Genomic DNA, 26,996 nt, shown 5'->3' with positions numbered 1-26,996 from the left:
TCCCGACCATGGACGGTTACAGGTATATTTAGGATAATTCGAGAGGAATGTTTGTTATGTCACCGCACGACATGGACCGCAGAACGCTACTGAAACTGTCTGGACTCTCGCTCGTCGGAGCGACCGCCGGCTGTCTCGAAGGGGAGGAAGAAGAGACCACCGCGGCGACGACCACCGAGGAAAGCGGCGGTGGCGGCGGCGAAGAGACCACCACGACCACCGAGGAAAGCGGCGGTGGCGGGTCGTCGTACACCATCGGCATGGTCGACTCGCTCACCGGGTCGCTCGCCCCGTACGGCGAGCGCAACACCCGCGGCCGCGAACTCGCGCTCGCCGCCGTCAACGAGGTCGGCATCGGCTCCGAGGGCGCATCCCTGAACATCTCCGTCGAGGACGACGAGAGTACGAACCAAGGCGGCGTCAACGGCGCACAGAAACTCGTCAACCAAGACGGCGTCCCGCTCCTCATCGGCTCTGTCGGCTCGGGCGTCTCCATCGCCATCCACGACAGCGTCACCAACGACGCCGGCGTCGTCCAAATCAGCCAGAACAGCACGAGTCCAGAACTCACGACGCGGCCGGAACTGCTCCGCATGAGCCCCTCGGGGGCCGCGAAGGGGCAGGCGCTCGCCAGCCTCGTCAGCGACGACGGCCACGACACCGTCGCCGTCACGTGGATCAACAACGACTACGGGACGGGGCTGTCCGACGTGTTCGCCGAGACGTTCGAGTCCGAGACCGGCGGCACGGTCGCCTACAACGAGCCCCACGACCAGGGCCAGTCGTCGTATAGCGGCATCCTCACCGAGATGGCCTCGACCGACGCCTCGGCGTAGATCTTCCTCACGTACGCGAACGAGTACACCGTCATGGTCAACGAGGGCTTCGACCAGGGTTACAACACGTCCGTGGACTACTACGGCGCGGAGTCCACCGTCGCCGACTCCATCATCGAGAACACGCCTGCGGGCAGTATGGACGGGATGAAAGGCATCACCGAGAGCGCCCCGCAGGACCAGGAGAACTACCAGAACTTCGTCTCCGCGTTCGAGGAGAACTACGATGCGACGCCGACGGTCTGGTCGGCGTACGCCTACGACGCCGTGACCGTCGCGGCGCTCGCGATCGAGGCGGCCGACGAGTTCACCGGCGAGGCGCTGTCGTCCGTCGTCCGCGACGTGACCCGCCCCGAGGGCGAGGAGGTCTTCAACTTCGAGGAGGCCGCGGCCGTCCTCCGCGACGGTGGCTCACCCAGTGACATCAACTATCAGGGCGTCAGCGGTCCGGTCGACCTCGACGAGAACGGCGACCCGCCGGGCTACTACCAGATTTACAGCGTCGAGGACCACGAGTACGTGTTCGGCGACTACATCACGAGCTAACCATGCACGCACGGAACGGACGACGAACGACCCTCGGGAGGGTTCCGGAGCCGTGATACCGCTCCAGATCAGCCCCTTCCAGTACGTCGCAAACGGCGTGGTGTTTTCGAGCATCATCGTCCTCGCGGCCATCGGACTGTCGCTCGTCTACAGCATCGCGGACTTCGCGAACTTCGCCCACGGCGACCTCATGACCGTCGGGGCGTTCTCCGCGCTGTTCTCGGTCGGCTTCTTCCGACCGATGCTGGGCGACGCGGGCGTGTTCGGCCTGCCGCTTTGGTTCTTCCTCGCCCTCGCGTTCGGCATGGGAACGGCGGCGGTCATCTCCGTCATCACCGACCGCGTCATCTACCAACCGGTGAAGGGGTCCGACTCCATCGGCCTGCTCATCTCCAGTATCGGGGTCGCACTCGTCTATCGCGCGCTCGTCTTCCTGTCGTTCGGCACCGAGGCCGAGCGCTACGGCGTCCCCAGACAGGGACCGATTCCGTGGGTCCGCGAGTCGCTCGGCATCGCCGTCACGCCGCGCAACCTCGTCGTCGTGACGCTCACCGTCGTGCTCGTGGCGGCGCTCCACCTGACGCTGACGCGGACGACCCTCGGCCGGAAGATGCGCGCGACCGCCGACAACGCGGACCTCGCGCGTATCAGCGGGATTCGGACCAGCGAGGTCATCATCGCGATGTGGCTCATCGGCGGCGCGCTCGCCGCGGCCGGCGGCGTCTTCCTCGGACTGGAAGAACTCGTCCGCCCGCGGATGGGCTTCGACATCCTACTCATCGTCTTCGCCGCGGTCATCCTCGGCGGCATCGGCTCCGTCTACGGCGCGATGCTCGGCGGTCTCGTCATCGGGATGGTCCACGAGCTGGTCCCGCTTTTCAACCAGTGGGGCGTCATCCCGGTCGGCTCGCGGTACGCCGCGGCCGTCGCGTTCGTCATCATGGTCGCCATCCTGCTCGTTCGCCCGAGCGGAATCGCGGGTGATAGCGGATGAGCGCCGTCTCCTCTTGGGTGAGCGAGACGCTCGTCCGCGACGCGACCGAGCGGCGCATCTTCGCGGTGCTCGGACTCATCACCGTGTTGCTCGTCGCCGGCGTCTTCGCCGGCGTCATCGGGCCGCGGTTCCTCCTGTTCCAAATCGCGCTCGTCGGGATGTACGCCCTGCTGTCGCTCGGACTCAACGTCCAGTGGGGCTACGCCGGCCTCATCAACTTCTCCGTGGCCGCGTTCTGGGGTATCGGGGCGTACTGCGCCGCGCTGTTGACCGCGCCGAACTCCCCGCTCGGACTCGGACTCCACCCGGTGTTCGGGTTCCTCGCGGCAATCGTCGTGAGCGCGTTCATCGCGGTGCTCATCGGCATCCCGACGCTCCGCCTGCGCGAGGACTACCTCGCCATCGCCAGCCTCGGGCTGGCCGAGGTCATCCGCGCCATCATCCTCAACGAGCGCCAGTGGACCGCCGGGTCGAGCGGTATCAGCGGCATCCCGAACCTCATGTCGTGGTTGCCGCTGACCGACGCCGCGACGACGGCCGCAATCGTGGTCGTCCTCATCGCTGTCGTCTACCTGTTCCTCCGGCGCGTCCACCGGTCGCCGTGGGGGCGTGTCCTCCGGACCATCCGGTCCGACGAGGACCTCGCGAAGGCGCTCGGGAAGGACACCTACCGGTTCAAGATGCAGGCGTTCGTCATCGGCTCGGTCATCATGGCCGTCGCCGGGGCGTTCTACGCCCACTTGAACCTCTACATCGACCCCTCGGACCTCGTCCCCCTGACGACGTTCTACATCTGGATCGCCGTCATCCTCGGTGGGACCGGGTCGAACCGCGGGGCGGTCGTCGGCGCGGCCGTCGTCATCGCCATCCGCGAGGGGACCCGATTCCTCAACGACATCGGGTTCATCCAGACGCTCGGCATCGACTTGGCCCCGCTTCGACTGCTGTTCGTCGGCGGGCTCATCATCCTCATCATGCGCTTCCGGCAGGACGGACTCCTTCCCCCGAAGGACGAACTCATCTGGCCGGCGGCGCGCGACGGCAGTCGTTCCGGCGGCGCGTCACCGTCGGGTGCCGCCCCGGACGGCAGCACCGCCTCGAACGGGGGTGACGACCGATGAACGACGACGCGTACGAGGGCGCGCGCCTCGACAAGGACGACGTCGTCCTGAAGACGACTGGCTTGGAGAAGGCGTTCGGCGGCCTCGTCGCCACCGACGGCGTCTCCATCGAGGTCGACCGCGGGACCATCACCGGAATGATAGGGCCGAACGGCGCGGGGAAGTCCACGCTGTTCAACCTCATCTCCGGCTTCTACGACAACGACGCCGGCCACGTCACCGTCAACGGCGAGGAGGTGACCGACCTCGAACCGCACGAGCGCGCCCGAAAGGGACTCGTTCGGACCTTCCAGACGCCCCGGCGGCTGGAGGGGATGTCCGTCCGCGAGGCGATGCTCGTCGGGCCCGGGCCGCAGAAAGGCGAGTCCATCTTCTCGCTTTTCTTCTCCGGCTCAGACGTGACCGAAGAGGAGCGGGCGAACATCGAACAGACGCGCGAGTTGCTCGAACGGTTCGAAATCGGGCACCTCATCGACCAGCCGTCGACCGACCTCTCCGGCGGGCAGATGAAGCTCGTCGAGCTGGCGCGGGCGTTCACGACGGACCCCGACATCCTGCTCCTGGACGAGCCGGTCGCCGGCGTCAATCCGACGCTCGCAAACGACATCAAGCGGTTCATCCGCGAACTCAACGAGGAGGGCCAGACCTTCCTCATCATCGAACACGACATGCCGTTTATCATGGACCTCGCAGACCCCATCATCGTTCTCGACCAAGGGAAGGTGCTCATGGAGGGCTCGCCGGACGAAGTCCGCTCTGACGACCGCGTCATCGAGGCGTATCTCGGGGGGGCCGGCCCGTGACCAACCGCGCACTCGACGTCGCCGGCGTCGACAGCGGCTACGGCGAGGTGCAGGTCCTCCGCGACCTGACGCTCCACCTCGAATCTGACGAAATCGTCTGCATCATCGGGCCGAACGGCGCGGGGAAGTCGACCGTCCTCAAGACGGTGTTCGGCCTCCTCAAGCCGTGGACCGGCTCGGTCGAACTGAGTGGGCAGGACATCACCGGCGAGGAGCCAGAGGACCTCGTCCGCGTCGGGATGGGCTACGTCCCGCAGGTGGACAACGTCTTTTCGTCGCTTACCATCGACGAGAACCTCAAGATGGGCGGGGTCGCCCGCTCCGAGGGCCTGCAGGCCCGAATCGACGAGCTGTACGACCAGTTCACGATTCTCGACGAGAAGCGCTCGGCGAAGGCGCGGACGCTCTCTGGCGGCCAGCGGCAGGTGCTCGCGTTCGCCCGCGCGCTCGTGATGGAGCCCGAGGTGCTCCTCATCGACGAGCCCTCTGCGGGCCTCGCGCCCAACATCGTCCAGTCGGTGTTCGAGGACGTGAAGAAGGTGAACGAACTCGGGACGGCGGTCCTGATGGTCGAGCAGAACGCCCGCGAGGGGCTCGGAATCTCCGACCGCGGCTACGTCCTCGACCAGGGGACCGTCGCCTACGAGGGCGACGCGGCCGGCCTCCTCGACGACCCCGAAGTCTCGCGGCTCTACATGGGCGGCGCGGACTACGAGGGCGTCGAGGGCGAGTAGCGCGGTTCGTGCCCCGCATCCCGGCGTTTTTCGTTCTGTTTTCGCGGGGCCCGACGACTACGCCGCGTGCTTTTCTATCTCGCCTTTGAGCGACGCGGCGTCGAAGTCGTGGTCGGGCCGGATGTTGACGAAGTCGAGGAAGTCGACGGCGTCCAACAGCGCGTCCGCGTCGTAGGCGTCGAGCGCCGCGGCGACCGCGCGCTTGGGACCGACGAGCGGTTCGAGCGCGGCCAGCCCGCAGGCGAGGTCGTACGCGCGAGCGTCGCGCATCCCCTCGTCGTTGACGTTCGTCGCGTCGATGAAGTAGATGCCGTCCTCGCGGACGAGGACGTTCTCGGCTCTGAGGTCGCCGTGAGCGAGGTGGTTGTCGTGCATCTCCGCGAGCGCCGCGAACAGCTCGGGCGCGAGCCGCGAAACCTCCTCCCGCGGGGCGGTGTCGAGGGTGTGGAAGTTCGGCAGGTATTCGAGGACGAGGACGCCGAGGCCGTCCACCTCGAACGCCTCGACCGGCGCGGGCGCTTGCAGGCCGATGTCGCGGAGTCGCTTCGTCGCGTCGAGTTCGTGTTCGGCCATCTCCAGCGGCGTTCCGAAATGTCCGAAAAATCCCTCCGTCCCGCTGGAGAACGCGCCGAGGTTCCGCCCGGTCGTGAACACGGCGTGGACGAGCGAGTTCTGTTTGGAGATGACTTTCACGAACCACTCGTCGTCGACGACCATCGGGGTCGAAAGCCAGTTGTCCGCCTCGAGAAATCGGATGTGGAGGGTGTCGCGGTCGTATCGCCGGGCGAGTTCGCGGGCGACCGTCTCCAGACGCGGCCACCCGAGGCGGCCGCGGACGAGCCGACGGAGGTCCATGCACCCCCGTAAGACGAGGGGCGGCTTAACCTCGTGGGCCTACGACGATTCCTGTCGGACTGTCAACACGGGCGCGTCGGAGCCGCGGACGACCCGCTCGGCGACGCTCCCGATGAGGTAGCGGTCGATGCCGCTCCGGCCGTGTGTCCCCATCACCACGAGGTCGGCCTCCTGCTCGTCGGCGTGGCGGATAATCTCGCTCGCGGGCGTGCCCTCGGTGACGACTGTCTCGACCTCGACGTCGGCCTCGCGGGCCCGCTCGGCGACGCGGCCTAACACCTGTTCGCCGCTTTCGAGGAGCGCCTCGCGGACCCGTTCGAGCGAGAGCGCGGGCGCGGCGTAGCCGACCTCGCGCACGTCCGCGACGTAGAGCGCCACGAGCGTCGCGTCGTAGGTTCGGGCGTGTTCGAGCGCGTGGTCCAAGGCGGCGTCCGCGCAGTCGCTTCCGTCGGTCGGAAAGAGGATGTGAGAGTACATACGAGCGTCTCGGAGCGCGGCGCAAAAAGACCCGGCCGGCCATTCCCACGCGGTGGGAGCGTCCCGGAGCGGGCCGCCGCTTTCGCCCCCCGCGACGCACATCCTTCATGGTCGTTCGATTGGTTTATGTTCGGCACGGCGATAGTTTGCCGCATGGACTTCGACATCCCGGCCGAACACCGGATGATTCGGGACACCGTCCGCGAGTTCTGCGAGGAGGAAATCGCGCCCATCGCGCAGGACATCGAGGACGAACACCGGTTCCCCGCGGAGATATTCGACCAGTTGGCCGAGTTGGACGTCATGGGCGTCCCCATCGACGAGGCGTACGGCGGCCTCGGCGGCGACCAGTTGATGTACGCCCTCGTCGTGGAGGAACTCGGCCGCGTCTCGGGCGGTATCGGCCTGTCGTACGCCGCCCACGTCAGCCTCGGGTCGAAGCCGATCGAGCTGTTCGGCACCGACGAGCAGAAGGAACGCTGGCTCACGCCGTTGGCGACCGGCGAGCACCTCGGCGGGTGGGCGCTCACCGAACCCGGCTCGGGAAGCGACGCCAGCGACATGGACACGGTCGCGAGAAAGGACGGCGACGGCTACGTCATCGACGGCACGAAGCAGTTCATCACGAACGCGAGCGTCGCCGGCTCGATTCTCGTGAAGGCCGTGACGGACCCCGGCGCGGGCTACGACGGTATCTCGACGTTCATCGTCGACCCCGAGAACGACGACGGCTTCGAGGTGACGACCGAGTGGGACAAGATGGGACTCAACTCCTCGCCGACCTGCGAGCTCTCCTTCGACGACTGCTGGGTGCCGGAAGACCGCCTGCTCGGCGAGGAAGGCGAGGGCTGGACGCAGACGATGAAGACGCTCGACGGCGGCCGCATCTCCATCGCGGCGCTCTCGGTCGGCCTCGCCGAGGGCGCGTACGGCCACGCCAAATCGTACGCCCGAGAGCGCGAGCAGTTCGACCGGCCGATTGCGAAGTTCGACGCCATCCGCGACAAGCTCGTCTCGATGCACCGCAAGACCGAGCGGGCGCGACTGCTCACCCACAAGGCCGCGACGCGGTACGACGCCGGCGAGCGGGTCAGTCGGGAGTCCGCGCTGGCGAAACTCGACGCCTCGGAGGCCGCCCGCGAGGTCGCCGAAGACGCGGTGCAGGTGCTCGGCGGCTACGGTTACACGACCGACTTCGCCCCACAGCGGTTCTACCGCGACGCGAAACTCATGGAAATCGGCGAGGGGACGAGTGAGATTCAACACCTCATCATCGGCCGCGAACTCGGCCTCTGAGGGGCGCTCGGAGTGGGCTGAGGCTCAGTCCGACTCGGCCATCGCCGACAGCCGGGCGACGTACGAGAAACTGCGGACGTGGTCTTCTTCGGTCGGCGCGTCTTCGAAGTCCGCGGGAACCGTAAACGAGACGACGCGCTCGCGAATCGCGTCGTGGGCCCCGTCGCCGATCCAGCCGATGTCGCGGTAGTACGACACCATCTCCAGCGCGCCGCGCCCGCCGAGTCGCTCGACGAGGTGGACACACCAGTCGAGGAGCACGCGCTCGGCCCGCGGCGTCCGCGGAACGTCGTCGAGGAACGGTTCGCCGTCCGAGGTGACCGCCGCGGTCGTCGCGAGGAGGCGCTCGTGGGCCACGTCGCGCCACGTCCGGTTCGTCGGCGGGTCCGCCCAGTCGAACGTTCGGTCGCCGGTCCCGCGGCGGGGCCTCGACCCGGTCGGGTCGTCGGCGTCGGCGGGGTGACGTGACTCGCGCGGCATCTATCCCTGCGTGTGCGTCCAGCCGAATTAAGCGTTCGGGCGTACGTCCGACGCGTGACAGGTCCGTGGTCAGGCGAGCCGATGGAGTCGTCCGAACTGGTCGATTGATAACCGGCTGACGGGGCGAGTAGACGATGGAAATACAGCACGCGACTGGGGCGTGTAGGGCCGCATCGACGGGAATCGTGCCGGTATCATCGTTGATAGACAGAGCGAACTGCTTAAGTTCCGAACCAGCTACACGTTTGATATCGATCCGATGTGACACTCATCGGAAAGAACAGTTCCAAGAGAGTCACAGATGCGAGCCACGACCTACTCATGACCAGCGTCGGGCAGTCCCCGCACGCGTACGCGCTGTTCGCCGCGGGCATCCTCGCGGGTGCCGTGACGCTCGTCGTTCTCGGTCGGTTCCGGCTCTACTCCCGGCGCGTCCGTCTCCCCTTCGCGCTCTTGACGCTCTCCGGGAGCATCTGGGCGACCGCGTACGGCTTCGTCTTCCTCGCGGTGACGCCGACAAGCGAGCTGTTCTACGCGCAGTTGGCGTGGGTCGGCGCGGCCGTGCTCCCCACGATATGGCTCGTCTTCACGCTCGTCTATGCCGGCGAGGACCAACTGCTCTCCTCGCAGATGCTCGGCTTTCTGGCCGTCGAACCCGCCGTCGCTATCGCCCTCAAGTTGACGAACGCTTCCCACGGACTGCTCGGGTCGCCGCTCGACCTCTGGCGGGCCGCGAAACCGAACCGATTCGCCGTCTCCGGCGCGGACTTCCTCGGTCCGTTCGGTCCGGACCTCGTTCTCGCCGCACACGCCGTGTACGGGTTCGGTGTCGCCATCACCGGCGTGAGTGTCATCGCGCGGACCTACCTGAAGAGTTCGAACATCCACCGGCGACAGGCCGGGTTTCTCTTCGTCGCCGGCGCGATTCCGCTCGCCGCGCTCGGCGGCGAGTTCTTCTTCCCGTTCCGAATCAACCCCGTCCCCGTCTCGATCGGCGTCAGCTCGGTCGTCGTGCTCTGGGCGCTCTTCAGACACCAGCTGTTCGACATCACGCCCATCGCCCGCGACGCGATTCTCTCGGAGATGCGCGACGCGGTCGTCGTCCTCGACGAACAGGACCGAATCGTCGAATCGAACGGTGCCGCCTCGGAACTGCTGGCGCAACCGGTCGCCGACTGCATCGGCGAGTCCGTCCTCGAAAGCGTCCGCGTCCCGGCCGAGGTCCGGACGGTGCTGGAGGGCCGCGACAGAGCCGAGGCGGTCGTCGAGGACGGCGACAGCTGTCGGTATTTCGAGGTCCGCGCCGAATCTCTCGGCGACCGGACGCGCGACCGGGCGCGTTTGCTCCTCTTCTACGACGTGACGGAGCGCCGCCGCACCGAAGAGGAGTTCCGCGCGCTCATCGAGAACTCGCGGGACGTCATCACCGTCCTCGACGCGGACGGCGAGCGGACCTACACGAGCCCCTCGATGACGGAGGTGCTCGGCTATCGGACCGAGGCGCTCGTCGGCGAGTCGGTGCTCGACCTCGTCCACCCCAAGGACAGAGACCGAGTCGCCGACTCTCTCGACGAAGTCGTCACCGGCGACTCGCCCGTGCTCGCGGAGTTCAGAATCCGCCACAAGAACGGCACGTGGCGGCGGTTCGAGACGGTGGGCGTGAACCTCCTCGACGACCCCGCCGTCGGCGGCGTCGTGTTGAACTCCCGGGACGTGACGAGTCGGCACCGCTACGAACAGCGCCTCCGGGTGTTGAACCGCGTCCTTCGGCACGACCTCAGAAACGATATGAACGTCATCCTCGGCCACGCCGACCTCCTCCTCGACGAACGCATCCCCGCCGAGTCGAAAGACCACGCCCGGACGATAAAGCGGAAGGCGTCGTCGCTGGTCGAACTCGGCGAGCAGACCCGGCACATCGACACGACGCTCACCCGCGAGTCGTCCGGCCTCGAACCCGTCGAGGTGGTCGAGCGCATCGAGACGCAGTTGGACGACGTCGAGTCCGACTACCCCGAGGCCATCGTCCATCGGAACCTCCCCGACGAGATGTGGGTCTCCGCGGACGACCTCATCGAGTCGGCGCTCAAGCACCTCATCGACAACGCGCTCGAACACAACGACCGCGTCATCCCGGAGGTCGCGGTCACCGTCGAGCGGAGTCAGACCTCGACCGACTACGTCGAGATTCGAATCGCCGACAACGGACCGGGCGTCCCCGACGCCGAACTGTCCGTTCTCGAATCGGGGACCGAGACGCCGCTCCAGCACATAAGCGGGCTCGGCCTCTGGCTGGTCCAGTGGATAATCGACCGCTCGAACGGCCGGCTCCGGTTCGCTGAAAACGAGCCACGGGGGACCGTCGCAGTCGTCGGCCTCCGGAGCGCCGACCGAGCGGTCTCCGTCAGCGACGGCGGCACGGTGACGAGCGGGTCAGAGACGGATTGATTGGCAGGCGGAGTCACTCAGTAACGCGGAGCCGGCGTACGAACGAGGAAAACGGGAACCGAGGCCGAGAGAACGAGACGCCCAGAGCACCGAGCGTTCAGGCCGCGTCCCGGAGTCGCACCGCGAGTCTGTGTGCGCCCTCGGCCGCGGCGGTCGTCGGGTCGTCGGGAGCGACCACGTCGACGGGGCGGTCGAGTTCCGCGGCGAGACGAGATTCGAGCTCTCCGACCAGCCCGGGGATGCACGCCATCCCGCCGGAGACGACGAGCGGGCGGGCGCGAGCGAGCTGATAGGTCTTCATGTGCGAGTTCGCCAACCGCGAGAAGAAGTCGCCGAGCTCGGCGACCGCGTCGTCGAGGTAGTCGTCCAGCGGTTCCATCACACCCCGTTCGACGGTGAACTCGTGGACGCCTTCGCTCCCCTGTTCGACCGCGTCGGTGAAGGGTTCGAACCCGCCGAAGTCGGCGTGAATTTCCTTGTACTCGCGGGCGGTTGCGGGGTCGATAGTCACTCGCCCGTCGGTCTCGGCTTCGACCGCCTCGGCGATGCGCCGGTCGACGCGGTCGCCGGACACCTCTGCGGAGACGAACGGGAGTAGCCGCGTTCCGTGTCGGTACGCGCACGCTTCGAGGTTCCTTGCACCGAGGTTGACGGCGACGAAGACCTCGTCGACCGCCTCGATACCGTCGCCGAGCGGCGGAATCGACGCGCACAGCGATTCGGGGACCCCGCGCGTGAGCGCCGCACCGAGACCGCACTCGCCGACCGCGGTCCCGAAGTTCGCGAGGCCGACTCGGTCGTCGACAGTCGGCATCGCGTACACGACGGCGCTCTCCGCGGGGAGGTCGTGTCGCTCGCAGAGTTCGCGGACGAACCGCTCGAACCGCTCGGCGTCGCGGGCGGTCGCGGGCACGCCCGACCGGAGCATGAACTCGCCTCGTTCGGGAGACCGCCCGGCCGCTCTTTCGCCGTTGGGGCCGCTCCCGTCGCCGATGAGCGCGCCGTCGCCGTCGTCGTCATCGGCCAGACACGAGGGGAGGCAAACCGTCGTCTCCGCGTCGCAGTCGTCGAAGACGAGCGCCGTCCGGCAACTCCCGAACTTGACGCCGATGGCCCTCGGCACGTCGCGCTCGGCGGACTCGCGCGTCGCGCCGGCGCGGTTGGCCGCGGCCGCGTCGTTCGTCATACGGTATCAACTCGATTCGGACTCGGCGGGGTGGTTCGCGCAGTCATGGAATTCACTCGGTTGTCGCAAGGAGAGACCGTGTTCGAGACCCGGCGGTCGGCGTCACACCATCGAGGAGAGACGGGCGACGTAGACCAGGCTCAGCAGGTGGTCGTCGACGTCGAGGTCGGTCGGTTCGTCGACGTCGGCGGAGAAGCCGAGGAGGTAGTCACGGAGCGTCTCCTCGACGCCTGGCGTGACCCAGTCGACCGTCTGGTAGTACCGGAGGGCGTCCATCGCCCGCTTGAACCCGCCTTTGAGGACGAGGAACTCCAGCCAGTCGAAGACGACGCGCTCCGCGCCGTACTTGTCCGGTAGCGAGCGGAGATACGGCTTTTCGACGCCGTCTTCCTCCCCGCGGGACTGGTGGACCAGCAGGTGTTCGAGCTGGCTCGACCGGAGCGCCTCGGACGCCTCCTGTCGGCTCCGGTCGAAAAGCGGGTTGTCGAACCGGAACGGTCCCCGGTCGTCGAACCGACCGTCGTCGTACCGGCTATCGTCGAATCTATCGTCGAATCGGCCGTCGCCGTTCCGTCTGGGCCGTGGAGCGTCACGCGCGATACGTCGGAGTTCGTCTGGGTCGTATTCGTCCGGGTCCAAGTACATAGGTCACCTCGTTCAAGACGGCACGACCCCCGAGTCCCCCTGACTCCGGGCGGCGGAGAGCGCAGGGCGCTGTCCGGTGTGTCACACGCGTTGTCGTACCGTTTCGGTGAAAGCATTCGAAGGAGGCGACATAAATCTATTCGAGCCATTATCAACAGTGATACCGCACTGTCTCGGAGGTCGAAATCCGTCGTCCTCGCCCACCTCAATATCTCCGGTCACCTACGCGGATGCGAGGCGCGGTTTCGACGCGACCTGCGGGGTACGGTTTCGACACAACCGCGTCGAGAAGAGAGAAACCCGCTCAGAGCACGTGGGTGCCGCTTTTCGCGCTCCGCACGCGGAGGTCGCCGGTCTCGCTTTCGAGCTCCAACGAGCGGCCGTGGGAGCCGCCGACGTCCTCGGCGACGACGTCGATACCGAACCCGGCGAGCGCCGTTCGCGTCGCCGCGACGTTTCGGTCGCCGATACTGCCGTCGCCGTCGGCCGAGGTGAAGTCGAACATGGTGCTTCCCCCGGCGATTTTGGCGACGATTCGGTCGGTGTCCGCGCCGACCGCCCGCATCTCTTCGAGCAGGAGTTCGACGCTGGTGTCGACGAACTTCGCCGGCTCGCTGTCGTCGTCCCCGTTCGGGAGCATAGCGTGTGCGAGACCCGAGATGCCCGTCTCGGGGTCGTACAGCGCGACGCCGATACAGGAGCCGAGACCGCTCGTCGTCAGCGTGCTCTCGTCGCTGGAGACGGCGAAATCGGCGATTCCGACCTTGATCCGACCGGAGCGGGCCGCGGGCGTGTCCGTTGTGTAAACTTGCATTGAGATACCTCTACGGGGGGTTCACGCGGCGGGTGAGAGTTGCTTGAGCGCCTTGCGCAGTTCCGTCTCGTCGGGGAGCGCGTAGATGTCGCAGGTGAACTCGTCGTCGTCCGTTCGGATGGTCGAGTCGATGAGGAACGCGTACTCTTGAGACTGCGCGAGGTCCGTCGCGAGCGGGTCGATGATGGCCGACCCGATGTCGTGGACGTGCTTTGGCGGCGAGATGTCGATAGTCGTTTCGAGCGCGTTGGCCCAACCGTCGAGGAAGCCGGAAGTCGTGATGTTTCCGATCTCCTGAATCGCGCTCTGGCGCATCGCCTCGTCGCCCTCCATGCCCGGCAGGAGACTGCTGGCGATGTTCTCGGCCGACGGCTCGTCGAAGAGGATGGCGATGTAGCCGCTCGGCGTTCCGCTGAACTCCAAGACGACGCCGCGACGGACCGCATCTGTCAACGACATCGGCACTCCCTCGATGGGGACGAAGCTCAGCCGACTCACCTCGACGGTCGTGTCGATGCCCGTCATCGCCGTGATGTCCTCCGAGGCCTGATTCGCGCCGTCGTTTATCATCTCGGAGAAGGCGGCGAACGACTCGACCGGGAGCGCGCCGTCGTCGCCGCTCGCCTCGACGATGGTCCCGATAGACGAGGCGGTCGGCACCATGTACAGGTCGAACTCGATGGCGTTGTCCGCGGCCTCCAGCTGGTTGCGGAAGACGAGGACGTGCTCGTCGTCGCCGCCGTTTTCGAACCCCTCGGCCTCGATGTGGTCGAGCGGCCCGTCGTTCTCGTCGTCGACGTAGGTCGGCGTCGTGATGTCGACGGTGGTGTCGAGGTAGTCGGCCCAGCCGTCGATGAAACCGCCGAGCATGATGTTCGCGACCTCCTTGAGGCTACTCTCGGCGAGTTCGCCCTCGGCGTCGGTGGCGTCGATGCCCGGCATCAACGCGTCGACCAACCGCTCTGCGGACTCGGGCGAGAACGCCAACACGGTGTGGCCGTCCAAGCCACCCGAAAAGCCGATGTGGACGCTCACGAGGTCGCGTTCGGCGAACTCGTTTTCCACGTCCGACTTCGTCCCGAGCTCGACCTTGGTGACGTTGACGTACGTGTCGATGCCCGCGAGCGTGGTCAGCGAACCCGCGGCTTTCTCCGCGCCCGAGTGAGCGAGCCGACTGAACGTGCGAAGCGACCGGACGTCGAGATTCATGCCTCTGCCTGAATCACGTCGGCGATGGCCTGGAGCACGTTCGGCTTCTGGAACGGTTTCGTGATGTAGCCGTCGGCCCCCGCCTCGACCGCTTCGCGCATCTTCTCTTCCTGTCCGACCGACGTGCACATGATGACCGATGCGCCGGCGTCGAGCGACTTGATCTCGGACGTCGCTTCGATGCCGTTACGAATCGGCATCACGACGTCCATCGTGACGACATCGGGTTCGAGTTCGCGGTAGAGTTCCACCGCTTCGACCCCGTTTTCGGCTTCGCCGACGACTTCGTGTTCACCCTCGAGGAGCTGTTTGAGGAGATTCCGCATGAACGCGGAGTCGTCTACGACCAGTACCTTGCTTGCCATACCTCCAGATTTCCGAAAATCACACCATAAACCCTTCCTCCCCATTATCAAGGCTGATACGGGATATGACGCGTCAATCGCCCACGTCACGCCGTGTCGACGCCGGTTCTCGGAGAGCGCTCGCAGAGCATGTCACCGCCGTCAGCGTTGACGTGGTGGGAACGAAGCCCCCGTCTCTTCGACGGCGTCGAGAAGGTCACCGATGCTGTCGTCGCGGCCGAGTCCGTTCGCGGCCGCGAGCGCCTCGACGGCCCGACTGGGGTAGGTGACCTGAACCTCCGAGGCTAAAAGCAGGATACCGAGCACCTCGTCGGGCGGCGTGTCGGCGCTACCGACGGCCTCGGCGTACCACGTGAGAAACGAGTGGACGACGTCGGTCACGTCGTCGGAGACGGTCTCGTGTCGGGCGACCTCGCCGTCGACGAGCGCGGTCGTGACGAGCGCGTGGTCCGCGCGGACCGCCCCGACGCGCTCCGCGAGCAGGCGGCGGGCGAGCACGGCCCGTTTTTTCGGGTCTTTCGGGAGGACGAGCTCGGGTGCGCTGGTGCTCGTGTCTCTCTCGTCGTCTTCACCGGCCGCCTCCGTACCGGGGCGGGTGGCCCCGTCGGAATCGGAGTCGGAGTTGGAGTCGGAGGGTCCACTCTCGCCACCGGCCTCGTCGTCGACCGGTGTTGGCGGCCTGTTTTCCCCCGTCGAGATGACGTACCGACCCGTGTCGAGCGCCGCGACGTGCTCGTCGCGGCTGATATCGAGTTCGTCCGTCCCGACGACCCCCTGCTCCTCTGGGTGAGCGGGGGGACGTTCGTCCTCGTCGTCCATCGGCGGATGCTCGGTGCCGTGGCATATAATCCCATCGTCACCGCGCGTGGCGACCTCACTACTACGACTGAGAACGTGGCAGATAGACAACCAACACATTGACAAGCGGCGCGTCCTGATGAATCTCTATCTATGGAGTCTGACAGGACCCTCTCAGCGCTGGGGAACGAATACAACCCGGATATCCTCCGTGCCGCGGACGAGCCTCACTCGGCACAGGAGTTCAGCGAGATGTTGGATATCCCCATCGCCACCTGTTATCGCCGGATCGAGGAACTGACGGCCGCGGGCCTCCTCGAACTACACGACCGGGTTCTCTCCGACGAACATCGACGGACGAACGTCTACCGCCGCGAAGTCGACGAGATCGTCGTCCGCTTCGAGGGCGACGATTACACCGTCAGTGTGACTGAGCGCCCGGAGGTGAAGAACAAACTCGACGACGTGTGGCGGAAGATTACGCAGGACTGAACCTGCTCCGGCTCCGGTCTTTTCCCCTACGTTTTCTGAGACGAGTGCTGACTAGTGCCTCGCGTGAGCGTGCGAAGAACCTTACTTATCGACGCACCGCGCTACTGATATCAGTCTTGATATTGAAGGCCGTAGCGTTATGTAGGGCCTCTCCAAGTTGACGAGTGACGGTTCCCCGCTCCCCACCGAGTGTGGGACCAAACCCACGAAACCCATGTTCGAAAACATCAACGAAGACCGGGGTCAGGTCGGTATCGGGACCCTCATCGTCTTCATCGCGATGGTTCTGGTCGCCGCAATCGCGGCGGGCGTCCTCGTGAACACGGCTGGCTTCCTGCAAGCCACCGCCGAGGACGCCGGACAGCAATCTGTGAACAAGGTCACCAACCGCGTCGACGTCGTCAACGCCCACGGCTTGGTCAATCAGACCGGTGAGGAACGCACCGTCGACCAGGTTTTCCTGACGGTTCGCCTCGCGGCCGGCTCCGGGAGTGTCTCTCTCGAAGACACGACGGTCAAGTACCTGAGTGAGACGACCGCACGGACCCTCACGTACAACGACACTAATGACGCTAACGACCAAGCGGACCCGGTCAACCTGACGACTGGGAATAACTTCACCGCGGGCGTTCTCGAAGACGGCGACGGCTCCTTCGAAGTCCTGAACGAACAGTCCGACCGCGCGGAGATCGTCATCAACACCTCCACGGTCGAAGGCTCCACAGCCAACGGGACGGCCACGGGTCAGACCGTCAAGCTCGACATCACTAGCCGCAACGGTGGCACGACGCAGGTCATCCTGACGATGCCCCAGCAGCTCGCTGGCAAGGACAACAACGACCCCATCGCACTCTAGGTGATTCACATGTTCGACAACATTACTGACGACGACCGCGGTCAGGTCGGTATTGGCACGCTCATCGTCTTCATCGCGATGGTTCTGGTCGCCGCAATCGCGGCGGGCGTCCTCGTGAACACGGCCGGCTTCCTGCAGGCGACCGCCGAAGACGCCGGAGAGCAGTCCGTGAACAAGGTCACCAACCGCGTCGAAGTCCTCAACACGCACGGCACGGTCGGCGATGGAGACCACATCGACAACATGACACTTACTGTCCGTCTCGCAGCTGGTTCGGACGCGGTGGACATGAACGAAACGTCGATTAAATACCTCAGTGGCGATAACGTGGTCACCCTTACGAACAGTACGTCTGCAACGGCGACTGCTACGGAGTTCAACCTCTCGAGGGTGACTGATAATGATGATTCCTTCGGCGTGCTTAACAGCATGAACGACCGCTACGAGGTCGAAGTCAACACGGATGCAATCGAGGGAACTGGCCTCGAAACGGGTGAGCAGGTCACCCTCGAAATCACCTCCCGCACGGGTGGTACGACGCAGGTCATCCTGACGATGCCCCAGCAGCTCGCCGGCAAGACGCAGGGCGAACCCGTCGAACTGTAACCCGGTTCCGCGGCTTTCCTTCTATTTTACCGACGCCGACTCCCGAGCGGCGGCGCTGTCGTTTGTTCGGAGTACACGGCTTACGGCGCAACTCGGTCGGAGTGACGCTATCGGAGGCCGCGCTCACTCGACAGGCAACCGCCGTAGGTGAGTTGCGGGGATGAGAAGAGACGAACTGAAAGGAGACGGTAACCGGCGAGACGAACACGAACGATGTCGACGAGTTCGGCGCGTTCCCGTGTGCGGGGGAGCCGGAACGGTCTGACGGCGAAGACAGAAAAAGAGCCGCCGGGATGGAGCCACGCCGGTCTTCGAGGCCGACCCGTTACTCGGTCTCTTCGCCGAACCACGGCGGGGATTCGCCGACCATCGAGAACCCGGCCGCCTGCTCGTATATCTTGATGCCGCCCTGTGCGATTTCTAGCGGGAACATCGAGTTCTTGATGCTCTGCTTGCGCATCTTCGCCACCCAGATGTAGCGGTTGCTCGTCGCGCCCGCGGGACTCTGGATGAGGTAGATGTTCCCGTCGGTCAGGAAGTTTTCGAGGCCGATGTCGGTCTCGGGGAAGATGGCCGACTGCTCGGTGGTCAGAAGCGAGGTGAGACCGCTGTCCTTCAGGATGTCGATGAACTTCAGGAGGTACTGGCGCTGTTCTTTCTCGTCGTCGAAAAACAGCTGGAACATCGTCAGCGAGTCGAGGACGAGCCGGTCGTAGTTGGTGTCCTGGAGATCGCCGAGGATGCGGTCGAGCGTCGTCGAAAAGTCACCGTCGCGGAGGAGCGTTCGCTTGTCGTAGACCTTGATCTCGCCGGACTCGACGTACTCGTGCCAGCGGTCGAACCCGATGGACTCGGCCGCCTCGCGGATGTCGTCTTCCGTCTCTTCGAAGGTGAGATACAGGCCGCCTTCGTCGAACTGGTCGACGCCGTTGTAGAGATACTGGAGTCCGAGGATACTCTTCCCCGTCCCGGGATTGCCGCTTATGAGTACCGCGGCGTTCTTGACGATACCGCCGTTCAGGATGGAATCGAGCCCTTCGACACCGGTCTTGACTAGTTCTGTCATGATTGTGTTAAACCGTGTGTTGACTGTCGGACGAACGTCCGTGCCGACGCCGGATAATTCTTCTTACCGCCGCTACGGCGTCGTCTGACTTTTATTACACGTTCGTGGGAGAGAAACCCAGAGCCGTTCGAATATCGGGACTGATAACGGGACGGGAACTTTCTTGTACCGACTTACGTACCTTTGCATCAATGTTACCTGCTCCCCCGAGTCCGTCGGACCGCCCCGGCCGGTCCGCCGCTCGGCCGGGTGACAGGCCGTCGCTCCAACGAGCACCCCCGCAGACGGTGGGGAGGTGCTCGCTGCGAGCATGATGGAGTGGCAGAACGACGAAGACGCGGCCGACGCCGGGGACGAAACGACGGAAGGACAACACATGTCATCAGACGATGGACTTGGATTCGAGGAGGGGATCGACGACCTCTCGGACGAGTTTGGTGACTTCGGCGACGACCTCGACGACGGATTCGACGACGACGATTTCGGCGGATTCGGCGACGACAACAGCGAGGAACTCGCAGAGCTCGAAGATCGCATCGGCGAACTCGAGAACGAAGTAAGCGCCATCTCGTCGGGGATGAACACCGTCCGCGAAGAGAACAAACAGATCGGAGAGACCGTCGAAGAGCTCGACGACACGATTCGCAAACTACTCGACATCTACGAGATGGTCACCCGCGGCATCAACCCGTTCGTCGACGACGCCCGCGAGATGGGCGGCCTCGACGGCGGCGGCGCGTTCGGGCTCTTCGAGGCGGAAGCCGAGGACGAAGAGCATCTCGACCCCGAGGTGGCGAACGCCGACGCCGAGTCGTTCTTCGACGACGACTTCGGCGAGCTCGACGCCGAGGAGGGCGCGAAAGAAGCGGAGCTCGCCGCCGAGGACGAACTCGTGGAAGCGGAGCGCGAAAGCCCCGCTGACGCCCTCGACGACGGCGACGACGAGGCCGACGAGACCGACGAGGCTGACGACTCGGGCGGCGCGGGCGGCGCGAGCTTCGACGACCTCAAAGAACAGTACGAGGAGGGCGGCGGCTGGGACGACGAGGACGACGCGGAGGCGGATGACGCGGGGACCGACCTCGACGACGACCTCGACGCTGAGACGGACCTCGACGACGAATTGGCCGACCTCGAAGACGAGAGCGAAGACGAGGCGCTCGACGACGTCGACCCGGTCGAGGCCGAGACCGACGACGACGAGGAAGCGGACGTCGAAGCGGTCGACGACCTCGATGACGCCTTCGACGACGAACCGCTCGACCCCGAAGCCGAGGTCGAAGACGCCGACGGCGACGTCCGCAAGACGCTCGACGAACTGGAGGCCGAGTACGCCACCGCGGCGGCCAACGACGAGCCCTCGGGCGACGACGAGGCGGCCGCCGAACCCGAGCCGTCCGCGTCGGTCGAAGCGTCGGACGCCTACCTGACGGGACTCCCGTCGAACTACGTCTCCGAGGTGCTCGTGCTCGAATGGGCCGAACACCTCGTCTCCGTCGGCGGCGCACTCGGCGCGTCGCGCGCGCTCCGCCAGTATCGGGAGCAGGACTGGATATCGCGCGCCGTCGAGAGCGAGCTGAACGCCCACATCGGGCAGATAGCGCCGTCGGTCGAGGACGCCGACGACCACGAACTCCGCATCGACGACCACCAGACGAGCCTCGCGTACGTCTGCCGACTCGCGGAGGACGTTCCGCGGGGACAGCTGTACGAGGAGCTGGTCGCCTACGGGGGGAGATTCGATGGGATTCGGTGTTAGCGGCTCGACCGCCATCATCTTCCTCGGCGTCCTCGTCGCCACGGGGTCGCTGTACACAGCGACGTCCAACGCGTCGGAGAACGTGCTCGAAGCGCAGGACGCCGACGCGGAGCGGGCGCTCGAACGGACGAACACGGACATCGCGGTCACGAACGCGACCTACGACGCGAACAACACGACCCTCACGGTGAACCTGACGAACGTCGGCTCGGAGACGCTGTCAGTGAGCGAGACAACTCTGCTCGTCGACAACGCCTACGTCGACGTGCCGCCGGCCAACGCGACCGTCGACGGCGACGCCGCGACCGACCTCTGGTACGCCGGCGAGAATCTCAGCCTCGTGGTCGACGCCGATCCCACGCCCGCACGGGTGAAAGTCGTCACCGGAAGCGGCGTCGCCGCGACGGAGGTGGTGAGCTAGATGGCCGACATCTCCGTTCCGAGCCTCATCCTGTTCATCGCCAGCATCGTCGTCGCCGCCGGTGTTTCGGGTGTCCTCATCGACACCGTGACCGGAATCAGCAATTCGGTCGACGAGCGCGGCGGCGACGTGAGCACGGAGATCAGAACCGACATCGAAGTCATAAGCGACCCGGAGGCGGGCGTCTACGACGGCGCGAGCGACAACCTCTCGATATACGTCAAGAACACCGGCCTCAGGACGCTCCCGGCGACCAGCGGCGGCTTCGACATCATCGTCGGTGGACAGTATCAGACCAACGTCACGGTGAACGTCGTCGACGGCACCGAGTGGCGGCCGAGCAACGTCATCGAACTCACGGTGACGGACATCGCGTTGACCTCGGGCGACTACCGGATGACCGTCGTCGTCGACGGTGACGAAGAGGTGTTCGAATTCCGCGTATCATGAGCAGTCAATTCTCTCTCGGGCTATCCGGGCACGACCGTCTCGAAAAGGAACTCGGCGGTGGCATCCCAAAGGGTGCAATCGTCCTCATCGAAGGGGACTACGGCGCCGGCAAAAGCGTGCTGTCGCAGCGGTTCAGCTACGGCTTCTGCGACGAGGAAACGGTGGTGACGCTCGTCTCGACCGAGCTGGGCGTCCGCGGCTTCCTCGACCAGATGCACTCGCTTTCGTACGACATCGTCAAGCATCTGCTCGACGAGCGAATCCTGTTCCTCCAGGCCGAAATCGACAGTAGCGGCGCGCTCTCCGGGGGGAGCAGTCAGAAGGAGCGCAAACAGCTCCTCCGGCGACTGATGGACGCCGAGACGCTCTGGGACGCCGACGTCATCATCATCGACACGTTCGACGCCATCCTGCGCAACGACCCGCAGTTCGAGGCGCTGGTCCGGCAGAACGACGAGCGGCAGGCCGCCCTCGAAATCATCTCGTTTTTCCGTGAGCTGACGACGAAGGGCAAGACCATCATCATCACCGTCGACCCGTCGTCGGTCGACGAGGGCTCCATCGGTCCGTTCCGCTCTATCGCCGACGTCTACTTCGAACTGGAGATGGTGGAGGTCGGAAACGACGTTCGCCGGAACATCTTCGTGAAGCGCTTTGCGGGGATGGGCCAGCAGGTCGGCGACCGCGTCGGCTTTTCGGTCCGGTCGGGTATCGGACTCGTCATCGAGTCGAGGAGCGTGGCGTAGATGGCGACCGAACACGGCTCCGCCAGGCTGTCGGACGACCTCAAGCGCCTCGCAATGCAGTGGCCGCATCTCCGGGACCACCTCAAGCGGTTCCGGCAGATCACCGGGGAGTTCCCGATGCTCGTCGACGAGCCGGGCGACTACGAGTCCCGGCGTCCGAACATCATCTACCCGCTGGGCGGTCCCGTGTTCTGCCAGATATACGGCAACTTCGGCGAGACGACGAAGTACTACACCATCGAACCCGAGATGGACGACGACGAACTCGAGGTGTTCGCTCGGGTCAAGGACAAACTGCTCGAACGGAGCGTCTCGAAGCCGGCGCCCGAAGAGAGCGCCGACTACGAGGAGCGCATCGAGGAGTTGCTCTCCGAAATCGTCCACATCGAGGGCGACGACCGCGGGCCGCTCGGCTCGGTGGCGAAACGCCTCGACGTGGCCGGCATCGAGGTCTCGCAGACGACCTACGACAAGATTCAGTACCGACTCGTCCGCGACATCGTCGGCCTCGGCCCGCTCGAACCCATCATGCGCGACCCGGAGAACGAGGACATTCACGTCATCGGTCCCAGTCAGGTCGACGTCGACCACGGGACCTTCGGGCTGTTGGAGACGAGCGTCGAGTTCGACGACACCGAGCAGTTCGACAACTGGCTCCGCAACATGGGTGAACGCATCGGTGACCCCGTCTCCGACGCCCACCCCATCGTCGACTCCACGCTCCCCGACGGCTCGCGTATCAACATCATCTACTCCGACGACGTGTCGCTGAAGGGGTCGTCGCTCACCATCCGTCAGGGCGACGACGTGCCGCTTTCGGTGTTCCAGATCGCCAAGTGGGGGACGCTCTCACCCGAACTGGCCGCGTACCTCTGGATCGCGCTGGAGAACGAGCGAACCATCTTCGTGGTCGGCGAGACGGCATCGGGGAAGACGACGACGCTCAACGCCATCCTCTCGTTCATCCCGCAGGACTCGAAGATTTACACCGCGGAGGACACCGCCGAGGTGCTCCCGCCGCACGACACGTGGCAGCAGCTCCTCACCCGCGAGGGCCGCGGCTCCGACTCCGAAGTCGACATGTTCGACCTCGTCGCGGCCGCGCTCCGCTCTCGCCCCGACTACATCATCGTGGGGGAGGTCCGTGGCGAGGAGGGGCGCATGGCGTTCCAGGCGGCCCAGACCGGCCACCCGGTGATGCTCACGTTCCACGCGTCCGACATCGTCTCGATGATTCAGCGTTTCACCGGCGACCCCATCAACGTCCCCGAGACGTTCATGGACAACTGCGACATCGCGCTGTTCCAGAACCGCGTCCGCCGGGGCAACGACATCCTGCGCCGAGTGACGAGCGTGCAGGAAATCGAGGGCTACTCGAAGGAGATGGGCGGCGTCGTCACCCGCGAGGCGTTCTACTGGGACCCCGTCCAAGACGAGATCATCTTCCAGGGGATGAACAACTCCTTCATCATGGAACAGAAGGTCGCGACGCTCCTCGGTTACGACGACACGCGGAAGATATACGACGACATCCAGTTCCGCGCCGAACTCGTCCGCCGGGCGATTCAGGAGAACGTCCTCGGCTACCACGAGGTGAACGAACTCATCGAGGACTACCAACGCGACGGCGTCGAGGGACTGCCGTTCGACATGGCGAGGGTGTAGCGAGATGGCAGGGGAACAGAGCGCGTCGATGCAGGCGGTGCAGGTCCGGGACTTCATCAGCGACATCATCGAGTCGTACGAGCAGATGCCGATGGAGCTTTCGCGCTACCTGCTCGCGGTGCTCGGCCCCGCCATCGTGTTTTTCGTCCTCTCCCTGGCCGGAGCTATCGCGCTTCCGTTCCCCCTCCTCGTCCGCATCCCCGTGTTCCTCCTCGGCGTGTTGCTCTTGGGCGGGGCCGTCCTCTACCCGCGGCTCCTCGTCGAGCAGACCCGCCGCAGTCTGGAGAACCAGCTCCATCTCCTCATCACGCACATGACCGTGCTCTCGACGACGAACATCGACCGCGTCGCCGTGTTCCGAACGCTCGCGCGCGAGGAGGAATACGGCGAGTTGGCGACCGAGATGAACCGCATCGTCCAACTGGTCGACGCGTGGAACCAGTCGCTCGACGACGCCTGTCAGCGGCGCGCGCGGGAGGTGCCGTCGAAGCCCCTCGCGGACTTCCTCGACAGGCTCGCGTACTCCATCAACGCCGGCCAGAGCATCGACGACTTCCTCCTCGGCGAGCAAAACGCGATGATTCAGAAGTACATCACCGTCTACGAGAGCGCGCTGGGGAACCTGGAGGTCATGAAGGACCTCTACCTCTCGATGATTCTGTCGATGACGTTCGCCATCATCAACGCCATCGTGCTCCCCATCCTGACGGGGACCGACGCGACGATGACCATCGGCGCGGTCATCGTGCTTTTCGTCTTCGTGCAGTTGGGCTTTTACTTCGTCATCCGGACGATGTCGCCGTACGACCCGCTTTGGTTCCACCAGCCCGAGTACCGGACGAAGGCGAACCGGCAGATAGACATCACGCTGTACGGCGCGGTCGGCCTCTCTATCACGATGGTGCTCGTGCTCGCGTTGGGCACGTTCGACCTGACCCCCGTCGGCGCGACGGTCCGGCCAATCATGATTGAACTCCCGATTCCGCTTCTCATCTCGACGCCGCTGACGCCGCTTGCGGTCCCCGGAATCGTCGCGCGTCGCCACGAAAAGCGCATCGGCGAGCGCGACGAGGAGTACCCCGGCTTCATCCGCGCGCTCGGGGCCTCGGAGACGGCGAAACAGAGCACGACCACGGCCGTCCTGAAGACGCTCAAGACCAAGGACTTCGGCGTCCTCTCGCGTGAAATCTCCCGGCTGTACACCCGGCTTCGGATGCGGCTCGACCCCGACCGTTCGTGGTTCTTCTTCACCGCGGAGACGAACTCGTACCTCGTCCAGAAGTTCTCCGAGATGTACAACGTCGGCCGGTCGATGGGTGGCAAGCCGAAGCTCCTCGGCGAACTCATCAGCCGCAACATGAACGAGATTATCAAGCTCCGCCGACAGCGAAAGCAGTCGACCGTCACGCTCATCGGCGTCCTCTACGGCATCACGGCTTCCGCGTCGTTCGCCTTCTTCATCGGGCTGGAAGTCGTCGAGATTCTCGCGTCGTTTTCGACGCAGATGAACCTCGACAGCCTCCAGTTCGGGACGCTCATCTACGCCGGCGTCTACGACGTGCCCTTCATCGAGTACATGCTGACGCTCATCATCCTGTTTAACGCCCTGCTGTCGTCGCTCATGATTCGGATGGTCGACGGCGGGCACAAGGCGAACGCCTACCTCCACTTCGTGATGCTCGTCTGGGTGGGCTCGCTGATGGCGGTCGCCACCTCGTCGCTCGCAGGAGCGCTGATTAGTGTATGACTGACGACGGACCACAGAGACAGACCCGAGATACGATGCCAGACACAGGAGGCGAACAGACCGCACAGGAGGCTCGTTCCCGCGCGCCCGAGGGGGGCGACGTGGCGAAAAGCGACCTCCTGCAGGCGTACCGTCGGAAGAAGTCCGAACCGTCGGACGAACGCGAGGAACAAGAGCGGGAGCGCTCGAAGAAGCAGACGGAAAAACGGACCAGCGACGGCGAGTCCATCGTCGTCGACTTCGTCGCCAACTTCGTCGCCGGCGGCAACGCCTCGTTCGAACCCGTCAAGGGCCGCGTCCTGATGAGCCAACGGCGGCTCATCCTCGCCACGTCGAAGGCGAAGACCGTCATCCCCATCACCTCCATCTTCGACATCGCCGTCGGGCAGGTCCCTCCGGAGGTCGAGGAGTTCTTCGACTACACGGTGATGGTGGGCTACATCATCGGCCGCCAGCGCCGGACGACCGTCATCGGCGGCGACCGCGAGACCATCGAGAAGTTCTCGCTGTTGCTGTTCCGCGCGGCGCTCAACGGCTCGCGCGCGCAGGTCACTCACCCGGCCCGCATCGGCGGGCGCGTCCTCGACACGGAGCGCCGCCCCTCGGGCCTGCATCTCGACTACGAGGCCGTCACGTTCCCCGACGACGACGGCCCGCTCACCGAGAACGGCGAGCCGTTCCACATCGACCTCGCGAGCGTCATCTTCTTCGAGGTGCTCGAACGGACCGTCGACGGCGAAACGCGACTGGTGCTTTCGGTCCAGCACGTCAAACAGGGCCAGACGGTCACCTCCGAGATAACGCTCGACTCCCGGCGGAAGATGAACATCCTCGGGCGCTACCTCCGACTCGTCTACCACTGGATAAAGTCGGGCGTCCGCGACGTCGAGGTCACAGAACAGGGCCTCGAAGTCCTCGTCGGGCTGTACTCCGCAGGCGAGATGGCCGCAGAGGTCGACTTCAGCGAACTGCTCGGCGTCGACGAGGCGGTCCTCGACGCGGAACTGGAGAAGCTCCACGATGAGGAACTCATCGGCGACGACGAGCTCCCGACCTCGCTGACGCCGCAGGGTCGGTTCGTCGTCAACGAGGAAATCGAAGACGTGAACGTCTGAAACCGTTTTTCTGTCGGAATCAGTGCCGTCCGGTGGTTGCGAAGAACTATCAGCCGCGCAACTGATTCTGTCACCATGCGGACGCGGACTTCGTCGCTCGTCGGGCTGGGACTCGGAAGTGCAGTCAGCTATTTCTTCGGCTTCCGACACGGCCACGCGTTGGTCGGTGTCGTCCTCCTTCTCACGTACACAATCGTGGGTTTCGGAGTCGCCGCGTTCCCCGCGTACCGCTGGCGGTGGTCCGGGCCGAATGACCACTTTTGGTACACGATAGTCGGCGTCTTGAGCGCTCTGTTACCGATTCTTGCGATTTACGGTCTAGGCTTCGAACCCGGAGAGCGCGTGCGGGGCATCGTTCTCTTGGCCGGAGTCTGGTTAGGAGGCGTCTACGCCGGAATCGCGCTCGACCGGGCCTCGCGGCGCGCGAGCGACGACTGACGAGCGCGACGCGTCGCTCTCCGTCGGT

The 26,996-nt window shown here is 65.2% G+C and carries 27 protein-coding genes and 1 pseudogene; 18 read left to right on the top strand and 10 right to left on the bottom strand.

Annotated elements, in window-relative coordinates; genetic code table 11:
- Positions 1–71: 71 nt before the first annotated feature.
- The 5 genes and pseudogenes from IEV64_RS10955 to IEV64_RS10935 all read left to right on the top strand — a co-directional run bounded on the left by IEV64_RS10955 (position 72) and on the right by IEV64_RS10935 (position 5,034).
- Positions 72–1,382: pseudogene (locus tag IEV64_RS10955) on the top strand (ABC transporter substrate-binding protein).
- A 52-nt stretch (positions 1,383–1,434) separates the two neighbouring features.
- Positions 1,435–2,376 carry a branched-chain amino acid ABC transporter permease gene (locus tag IEV64_RS10950; RefSeq protein ID WP_004970821.1) on the top strand — a complete coding sequence of 314 codons (942 nt, stop codon included), beginning with the start codon at positions 1,435–1,437 and terminating at the stop codon, positions 2,374–2,376.
- Positions 2,373–3,497 (top strand): branched-chain amino acid ABC transporter permease, encoded by a 1,125-nt coding sequence (locus tag IEV64_RS10945; protein WP_188423867.1) that lies wholly within the window; start codon positions 2,373–2,375, stop codon positions 3,495–3,497. Before IEV64_RS10950 ends, IEV64_RS10945 begins: the two co-directional genes overlap by 4 nt.
- Complete coding sequence (locus IEV64_RS10940; RefSeq protein WP_007273501.1) at positions 3,494–4,300, top strand: ABC transporter ATP-binding protein; 807 nt, start codon at positions 3,494–3,496, stop codon at positions 4,298–4,300. The genes IEV64_RS10945 and IEV64_RS10940 overlap by 4 nt, the downstream gene beginning before the upstream one ends.
- Positions 4,297–5,034, top strand: a complete 738-nt coding sequence (locus IEV64_RS10935; RefSeq protein WP_007273502.1) for an ABC transporter ATP-binding protein — start codon at positions 4,297–4,299, stop codon at positions 5,032–5,034. Before IEV64_RS10940 ends, IEV64_RS10935 begins: the two co-directional genes overlap by 4 nt.
- Before the next feature lie 57 nt (positions 5,035–5,091).
- Here IEV64_RS10935 and IEV64_RS10930 read toward each other — a convergent pair whose 3' ends face one another.
- Complete coding sequence (locus tag IEV64_RS10930; RefSeq protein WP_007273503.1) at positions 5,092–5,889, bottom strand: RIO1 family regulatory kinase/ATPase domain-containing protein; 798 nt, start codon at positions 5,887–5,889, stop codon at positions 5,092–5,094.
- Positions 5,890–5,928: 39 nt separating this feature from the next.
- The gene (locus tag IEV64_RS10925) at positions 5,929–6,366 is read right to left on the bottom strand and encodes a universal stress protein (protein ID WP_007273504.1); all 438 of its coding nucleotides are present in this window, start codon (positions 6,364–6,366) and stop codon (positions 5,929–5,931) included.
- A gap of 153 nt (positions 6,367–6,519) precedes the next feature.
- Here IEV64_RS10925 and IEV64_RS10920 point away from each other — a divergent pair, with 153 nt between their 5' ends.
- Complete coding sequence (locus IEV64_RS10920) at positions 6,520–7,662, top strand: acyl-CoA dehydrogenase family protein (protein WP_007273505.1); 1,143 nt, start codon at positions 6,520–6,522, stop codon at positions 7,660–7,662.
- 24 nt (positions 7,663–7,686) lie between these two features.
- Here IEV64_RS10920 and IEV64_RS10915 read toward each other — a convergent pair whose 3' ends face one another.
- Positions 7,687–8,142, bottom strand: coding sequence for a FlaD/FlaE family flagellar protein (locus tag IEV64_RS10915; RefSeq protein ID WP_004970812.1), 456 nt, complete (start codon positions 8,140–8,142; stop codon positions 7,687–7,689).
- Positions 8,143–8,463: 321 nt separating this feature from the next.
- Here IEV64_RS10915 and IEV64_RS10910 point away from each other — a divergent pair, with 321 nt between their 5' ends.
- Entirely contained in the window at positions 8,464–10,590 is a 2,127-nt protein-coding gene (locus IEV64_RS10910) for a histidine kinase N-terminal 7TM domain-containing protein (RefSeq protein WP_188423866.1), read from the top strand.
- Between the two features lie 97 nt (positions 10,591–10,687).
- On the opposite strand, the gene IEV64_RS10905 is transcribed toward IEV64_RS10910, so the two are convergent.
- The 6 genes from IEV64_RS10905 to IEV64_RS10880 all read right to left on the bottom strand — a co-directional run bounded on the left by IEV64_RS10905 (position 10,688) and on the right by IEV64_RS10880 (position 15,628).
- Positions 10,688–11,776, bottom strand: coding sequence for an actin-like salactin (locus tag IEV64_RS10905; protein ID WP_188423865.1), 1,089 nt, complete (start codon positions 11,774–11,776; stop codon positions 10,688–10,690).
- 102 nt (positions 11,777–11,878) lie between these two features.
- Complete coding sequence (locus IEV64_RS10900; RefSeq protein ID WP_007273508.1) at positions 11,879–12,421, bottom strand: FlaD/FlaE family flagellar protein; 543 nt, start codon at positions 12,419–12,421, stop codon at positions 11,879–11,881.
- A gap of 304 nt (positions 12,422–12,725) precedes the next feature.
- Positions 12,726–13,235, bottom strand: coding sequence for a chemotaxis protein CheD (locus tag IEV64_RS10895; protein ID WP_007273509.1), 510 nt, complete (start codon positions 13,233–13,235; stop codon positions 12,726–12,728).
- A 21-nt stretch (positions 13,236–13,256) separates the two neighbouring features.
- A complete protein-coding gene (locus IEV64_RS10890) occupies positions 13,257–14,444 on the bottom strand; it encodes a chemotaxis protein CheC (protein ID WP_007273510.1) in 1,188 nt (395 codons plus the stop codon).
- The gene (gene cheY / locus IEV64_RS10885) at positions 14,441–14,809 is read right to left on the bottom strand and encodes a chemotaxis protein CheY (protein ID WP_004043735.1); all 369 of its coding nucleotides are present in this window, start codon (positions 14,807–14,809) and stop codon (positions 14,441–14,443) included. Before cheY ends, IEV64_RS10890 begins: the two co-directional genes overlap by 4 nt.
- A 141-nt stretch (positions 14,810–14,950) precedes the next feature.
- Positions 14,951–15,628 (bottom strand): DUF7500 family protein, encoded by a 678-nt coding sequence (locus tag IEV64_RS10880; RefSeq protein ID WP_007273511.1) that lies wholly within the window; start codon positions 15,626–15,628, stop codon positions 14,951–14,953.
- Positions 15,629–15,760: 132 nt separating this feature from the next.
- Between IEV64_RS10880 and IEV64_RS10875 the strand changes: the two genes are divergently transcribed.
- The 3 genes from IEV64_RS10875 to IEV64_RS10865 all read left to right on the top strand — a co-directional run bounded on the left by IEV64_RS10875 (position 15,761) and on the right by IEV64_RS10865 (position 17,561).
- On the top strand, positions 15,761–16,099 hold the full coding sequence (locus tag IEV64_RS10875) for an ArsR/SmtB family transcription factor (protein WP_004043733.1): 339 nt from the start codon (positions 15,761–15,763) through the stop codon (positions 16,097–16,099).
- A gap of 214 nt (positions 16,100–16,313) precedes the next feature.
- A complete protein-coding gene (gene flgA1, locus IEV64_RS10870; RefSeq protein ID WP_007273512.1) occupies positions 16,314–16,955 on the top strand; it encodes an archaellin A1 in 642 nt (213 codons plus the stop codon).
- Positions 16,956–16,964: 9 nt separating this feature from the next.
- On the top strand, positions 16,965–17,561 hold the full coding sequence (locus IEV64_RS10865; protein WP_188423864.1) for an archaellin/type IV pilin N-terminal domain-containing protein: 597 nt from the start codon (positions 16,965–16,967) through the stop codon (positions 17,559–17,561).
- Positions 17,562–17,886: 325 nt separating this feature from the next.
- Here the strand turns inward: IEV64_RS10865 and IEV64_RS10860 are convergent, their stop codons facing one another.
- A complete protein-coding gene (locus IEV64_RS10860) occupies positions 17,887–18,627 on the bottom strand; it encodes an RAD55 family ATPase (protein WP_004063737.1) in 741 nt (246 codons plus the stop codon).
- Between the two features lie 295 nt (positions 18,628–18,922).
- Here IEV64_RS10860 and IEV64_RS10855 point away from each other — a divergent pair, with 295 nt between their 5' ends.
- The 8 genes from IEV64_RS10855 (at position 18,923) to IEV64_RS10820 (ending at position 26,968) form a co-directional block, all read left to right on the top strand.
- Positions 18,923–20,386: a flagella accessory protein C gene (locus IEV64_RS10855; protein ID WP_188423863.1), complete on the top strand. Its 1,464-nt coding sequence runs from the start codon at positions 18,923–18,925 to the stop codon at positions 20,384–20,386.
- Positions 20,370–20,807: an archaellum stator protein ArlF gene (arlF, locus tag IEV64_RS10850; RefSeq protein WP_007273515.1), complete on the top strand. Its 438-nt coding sequence runs from the start codon at positions 20,370–20,372 to the stop codon at positions 20,805–20,807. The genes IEV64_RS10855 and arlF overlap by 17 nt, the downstream gene beginning before the upstream one ends.
- Entirely contained in the window at positions 20,808–21,257 is a 450-nt protein-coding gene (arlG, locus tag IEV64_RS10845; protein WP_007273516.1) for an archaellum stator protein ArlG, read from the top strand.
- Entirely contained in the window at positions 21,254–22,003 is a 750-nt protein-coding gene (gene arlH / locus IEV64_RS10840; RefSeq protein WP_004970800.1) for an archaellum protein ArlH, read from the top strand. The genes arlG and arlH overlap by 4 nt, the downstream gene beginning before the upstream one ends.
- Positions 22,004–23,668, top strand: a complete 1,665-nt coding sequence (locus tag IEV64_RS10835; RefSeq protein WP_188423862.1) for a type II/IV secretion system ATPase subunit — start codon at positions 22,004–22,006, stop codon at positions 23,666–23,668.
- Between the two features lie 4 nt (positions 23,669–23,672).
- The gene (flaJ, locus tag IEV64_RS10830; RefSeq protein WP_007273518.1) at positions 23,673–25,415 is read left to right on the top strand and encodes an archaellar assembly protein FlaJ; all 1,743 of its coding nucleotides are present in this window, start codon (positions 23,673–23,675) and stop codon (positions 25,413–25,415) included.
- A gap of 101 nt (positions 25,416–25,516) precedes the next feature.
- Complete coding sequence (locus IEV64_RS10825) at positions 25,517–26,530, top strand: CheF family chemotaxis protein (RefSeq protein ID WP_004970796.1); 1,014 nt, start codon at positions 25,517–25,519, stop codon at positions 26,528–26,530.
- A gap of 75 nt (positions 26,531–26,605) precedes the next feature.
- On the top strand, positions 26,606–26,968 hold the full coding sequence (locus IEV64_RS10820) for a hypothetical protein (protein WP_188423861.1): 363 nt from the start codon (positions 26,606–26,608) through the stop codon (positions 26,966–26,968).
- Positions 26,969–26,996: the final 28 nt, after the last annotated feature.

Origin of the sequence: Haloferax sulfurifontis (genome assembly GCF_014635105.1) — an archaeon.
Classification (GTDB): Archaea; Halobacteriota; Halobacteria; order Halobacteriales; family Haloferacaceae; genus Haloferax; species Haloferax denitrificans.
This window is presented reverse-complemented; position numbering and strand designations above follow the sequence as displayed.

Bases quoted from the DNA above. Each gene is read 5' to 3' on its own strand.
- IEV64_RS10930 (WP_007273503.1), bottom strand. From the start codon at position 5,889: ATGGACCTCCGTCGGCTCGTCCGCGGCCGCCTCGGGTGGCCGCGTCTG.
- IEV64_RS10905 (WP_188423865.1), bottom strand. From the start codon at position 11,776: ATGACGAACGACGCGGCCGCGGCCAACCGCGCCGGCGCGACGCGCGAG.
- IEV64_RS10890 (WP_007273510.1), bottom strand. From the start codon at position 14,444: ATGAATCTCGACGTCCGGTCGCTTCGCACGTTCAGTCGGCTCGCTCAC.
- IEV64_RS10920 (WP_007273505.1), top strand. From the start codon at position 6,520: ATGGACTTCGACATCCCGGCCGAACACCGGATGATTCGGGACACCGTC.
- flgA1 (WP_007273512.1), top strand. From the start codon at position 16,314: ATGTTCGAAAACATCAACGAAGACCGGGGTCAGGTCGGTATCGGGACC.
- IEV64_RS10910 (WP_188423866.1), top strand. From the start codon at position 8,464: ATGACCAGCGTCGGGCAGTCCCCGCACGCGTACGCGCTGTTCGCCGCG.
- IEV64_RS10945 (WP_188423867.1), top strand. From the start codon at position 2,373: ATGAGCGCCGTCTCCTCTTGGGTGAGCGAGACGCTCGTCCGCGACGCG.
- IEV64_RS10880 (WP_007273511.1), bottom strand. From the start codon at position 15,628: ATGGACGACGAGGACGAACGTCCCCCCGCTCACCCAGAGGAGCAGGGG.
- arlG (WP_007273516.1), top strand. From the start codon at position 20,808: ATGGCCGACATCTCCGTTCCGAGCCTCATCCTGTTCATCGCCAGCATC.
- IEV64_RS10915 (WP_004970812.1), bottom strand. From the start codon at position 8,142: ATGCCGCGCGAGTCACGTCACCCCGCCGACGCCGACGACCCGACCGGG.
- flaJ (WP_007273518.1), top strand. From the start codon at position 23,673: ATGGCAGGGGAACAGAGCGCGTCGATGCAGGCGGTGCAGGTCCGGGAC.
- IEV64_RS10925 (WP_007273504.1), bottom strand. From the start codon at position 6,366: ATGTACTCTCACATCCTCTTTCCGACCGACGGAAGCGACTGCGCGGAC.
- cheY (WP_004043735.1), bottom strand. From the start codon at position 14,809: ATGGCAAGCAAGGTACTGGTCGTAGACGACTCCGCGTTCATGCGGAAT.
- IEV64_RS10865 (WP_188423864.1), top strand. From the start codon at position 16,965: ATGTTCGACAACATTACTGACGACGACCGCGGTCAGGTCGGTATTGGC.
- arlH (WP_004970800.1), top strand. From the start codon at position 21,254: ATGAGCAGTCAATTCTCTCTCGGGCTATCCGGGCACGACCGTCTCGAA.
- IEV64_RS10895 (WP_007273509.1), bottom strand. From the start codon at position 13,235: ATGCAAGTTTACACAACGGACACGCCCGCGGCCCGCTCCGGTCGGATC.
- IEV64_RS10820 (WP_188423861.1), top strand. From the start codon at position 26,606: ATGCGGACGCGGACTTCGTCGCTCGTCGGGCTGGGACTCGGAAGTGCA.
- IEV64_RS10875 (WP_004043733.1), top strand. From the start codon at position 15,761: ATGGAGTCTGACAGGACCCTCTCAGCGCTGGGGAACGAATACAACCCG.
- IEV64_RS10860 (WP_004063737.1), bottom strand. From the start codon at position 18,627: ATGACAGAACTAGTCAAGACCGGTGTCGAAGGGCTCGATTCCATCCTG.
- IEV64_RS10835 (WP_188423862.1), top strand. From the start codon at position 22,004: ATGGCGACCGAACACGGCTCCGCCAGGCTGTCGGACGACCTCAAGCGC.
- IEV64_RS10900 (WP_007273508.1), bottom strand. From the start codon at position 12,421: ATGTACTTGGACCCGGACGAATACGACCCAGACGAACTCCGACGTATC.
- IEV64_RS10940 (WP_007273501.1), top strand. From the start codon at position 3,494: ATGAACGACGACGCGTACGAGGGCGCGCGCCTCGACAAGGACGACGTC.
- arlF (WP_007273515.1), top strand. From the start codon at position 20,370: ATGGGATTCGGTGTTAGCGGCTCGACCGCCATCATCTTCCTCGGCGTC.